This is a genomic window from Acidobacteriota bacterium, assembly GCA_039030395.1.
Lineage (GTDB): Bacteria > Acidobacteriota > Thermoanaerobaculia > Multivoradales > JBCCEF01 > JBCCEF01.
Map to the genome: position 1 here is coordinate 1 of JBCCEF010000050.1, position 3,110 is coordinate 3,110.

The window sequence follows — 3,110 nt, forward strand, 5'->3', positions numbered from 1 at the left end:
GGCTCGCCCAGCAGTATCCGGAGGACAGCCGACACTTCGGGGTCGCCGTGCGTTCCTTCTCCGAGGCCACCCTGCCGGCGGGCCAGCGGGCGATCTTTCTCCGCGCCGCCGTCTTGCTGTCGGTTCTGGCGCTGGTGGTCCTGGTGGTCACCTGCGCCAACCTCACCAACCTCTTTCTCACCCGTGCCGAGGGCCGCCGCGGTGAGCTGGCGATCCGTCAGTCCCTCGGCGCCTCCCGGGGCACCCTCATCCGCCAAATGCTGGCCGAAAGCCTGCTCCTCGCCGTCGCCGGCGGCGTTCTGGGCCTCGCCCTGTCGGTGGCCGGCACGCGATTCTTGTGGAGCCTACGACCGCCAACTCTTGAGAACGGTTCTCTCGCCCTGGGGATCGACGGCCGAGGGTTGCTCTTTGCCCTCGCCTTGTCGATTCTCGCCGCCCTCTGGTTCGGCCTCATCCCGGCCATCAGGGCCGCCCGCGGCGAGGTCACCGCCGGCCTGCGAGGCGGCGCCGAAGAGGTGCGAGGCTCCGCCCGCGGGTTCGCACTGCGCGACGCCTTGCTGGTGTTTCAGATTGGCCTCTGCCTGGTGGCGCTGGTCGTCAGCGGGCTCTTCCTACGAAGCCTACGGTCCATCCAAGAAACGCCCGCCGGCTTCGTGCCGGGCGACGTGGTGTTGATGTCTTTCGACGCCAGCTCCGTGGGACTCGATACGGACGGCGGCCGGGTGCTCTTTCGGCGCGTTCTCGAAACGGCTCGGCGCCAGCCCGGTGTCCGCCGAGCCGCCCTCGCCCAAAGCCGCCCCTTGGTGGCGCCGCTGGTGCAGCGCAGGATCTTGCCGAGCGACCAGCCGGACGAATCCGGCAGCGCGCTACAGGTGCTCTCCAACACGGTGAGCGACGGCTACTTTTCGACCCTCGAAATCCCCCTGCTGCAGGGCCGCGAATTCAGCGAGCTCGACAACCTGGAGCGGCCGCGGGTAGCGATCCTCAACGCCACCCTCGCCGAGCGCCTGTGGCCGGATCGTCCGGCCCTCGGCCGGAGCCTTCGCTTCGAGGGCGGCGAAGAGTCGCTGGAGGTGGTGGGTATCGTTGGCGACATCAAGTACAACACCCTCACCGAAGGTGCCCAGCCGTACCTCTACTTCCCCGTGGGTCAGGACTACTATCCGGCGACCACTCTGCACGCCAAGACCACCGTGAAACCAAGCGATTTGGCTCGGGCGATTCAAGAGGTGGAGCCGAAACTTGCCCTCACCGGGGTGATGACCGCCGGCGAACAAGTGGCGTCTTCCCTCCGAGCACCGCGCCTGGCGTCCTTCCTGCTTGGCCTGTTCGCTGTCGTCACTCTGCTCCTTGCGGTGCTGGGTACCTACGCCCTAGCCGCCCATTCGGTGCGGCGTCGGCGCCCGGAGATCGGCTTGCGCATCGCCCTGGGAGCGCGGCGGCAAGCCCTGTTGTTGACCCTGACCCGGCGCACCCTGGTCTTGACCGGCATCGGCCTGGTTCTGGGGCTGCTCGCGGCCTACTTGTTCGTCCCGACGGCGGCGAGCCTGCTGCACGGCCTCGGTGCCCTCGATCCAGCGTCCTTCGGCGCAGCCTCCATCATCCTGGCGCTCACCGCGGTAGCCGCAACCCTGGTGCCGGCCTACCGCGCACTGCGGTGCGATCCGGCGACCATCCTGAAGGGGAGTAGGTAGCGAGTTGATTGAGTCGGGGCGGCCACGGTCGCCCGGCGATGCCACCGGGCCGCCCGACAGAGGGAGGGCTTACGCGGCGCCGGCGACCTTCACCGACACGTCAACGATACGGGCCGCTTCCACTCCCGGTTCGTCAACGTCCTCGAAGATGACGTCTCCGACGGTGTGATAGCTCGTTCCCTTGGGCGGCGGGAAGGAGTTCACCTCTTCGGAACGCAGAACCACCGGTTCCAGGGTGCGGAACATCCGGCCGGGGAGGCCGTCGGTGGTCATCATGAAGTGCATATGGATCTCCTGCACCGCCGGAAAACCGGTACCCGGAGTGATCTCGCGGAGGAAGCTACCGGTGGTCGGCCGCGACTTGTCGAGCCAAACGTGGGTGTCGCCGAGACCATCGACCCAGCCGCGCTCGGTGTAGCCCTTGACGTTGAGCGGCACGAACTGCCGGCCATCGACGCCGACGGCCAGGTTGGTCGCACCGACGTTGATCGAGCCATGGAGCTGGGCACGGAAGGTGCCCATCCCCGGAATGACGAGATTCGCGTTCTTGTTGCAGAGGCAAGCCTCATTCTGGTCCGAAGGCAGTTGCGGGGTCTCGGTGGTCGATTTTCCGGCCATCACGACGCCGGCTACTAGCAGAGAGAATGTGATCGCTGCGACGAGCAGCCAGTTACGGGTTCTCATAAATCTACCTCCTGTGGTGGGAAATACTCTGGGTGGGTGTTGGGAATGTAGACACCGATCCGACCGGGTCCTTGGCGAGCCGAAGCCCGCATCGCCGGAGGCCCGGAGACCGATTTCGAGTCGCCGCGGACAACGCTTCATCCTCTGAGCCAAGCGCGGCGAACTTGGCTGACAGAAGCTTGTGGGGCGGTAACCAGAAGAACATATAATTCTGAATTTATTTTAATTAATATGTTTTGACTATTGCAGAATATTATATTCGATATATTAAAAATGTCAAGGACAGGGCGTTTCTTCGACACAGGCCCCATCCGACGGAGGTAAGGGTTGGGAGAGACGGGAGAGTGGTCCCAGAGGAGCCCCCCGGCTTCACCCGCGAGGGCACGGACGGATTCAGGAGGCTGGGAGAAGAGGCATTGGACCGCGGTGGAGAGGCTCAGTGCCCGCCGTGGTCCCCCACCGGCACGATCACGTAGGCGCCGGGCTTGCCCTCGTTGACCACGAACACCGGGCTGCCACCGCGCGGGTCGCCGCCGACGTCTTCGTTGGTCAGGTAAGGCACGTAGAACATAACGTGCGGTCCGTAGGGGATCACCGTCTCCGGGCCCACCGGCACGCGGTTGCGCGGCGACATCATGTAGTTGATGCCCGGCCGCCGGGGGGAACGTAGATCGCCCTTCGCCCATGCCGCCGCCACCTGGCGATTCACCTCTTCGGCAGAGGCGCCGCCCA

The 3,110-nt window shown here is 65.6% G+C and carries 3 protein-coding genes; 1 reads left to right on the forward strand and 2 read right to left on the reverse strand.

The features are described 5' to 3' along the window. The coding region (locus AAF481_20315) for an FtsX-like permease family protein (GenBank protein MEM7483511.1) at positions 1 to 1,694 on the forward strand (1,694 nt) is incomplete at its 5' end. A 69-nt stretch (positions 1,695 to 1,763) separates the two neighbouring features. Here AAF481_20315 and AAF481_20320 read toward each other — a convergent pair. Both AAF481_20320 and AAF481_20325 read right to left on the reverse strand, forming a co-directional pair. Continuing rightward, a complete protein-coding gene (locus AAF481_20320; GenBank protein MEM7483512.1) occupies positions 1,764 to 2,378 on the reverse strand; it encodes a hypothetical protein in 615 nt (204 codons plus the stop codon). A 436-nt stretch (positions 2,379 to 2,814) separates the two neighbouring features. Next, a partial coding sequence (locus AAF481_20325; GenBank protein ID MEM7483513.1) for a hypothetical protein occupies positions 2,815 to 3,110 on the reverse strand: 296 nt, incomplete at its 5' end.

What these genes read in the sequence shown, in the direction of transcription:
- AAF481_20320 (MEM7483512.1), bottom strand. Translation starts at nt 2,378, where the DNA reads ATGAGAACCCGTAACTGGCTGCTCGTCGCAGCGATCACATTCTCTCTG.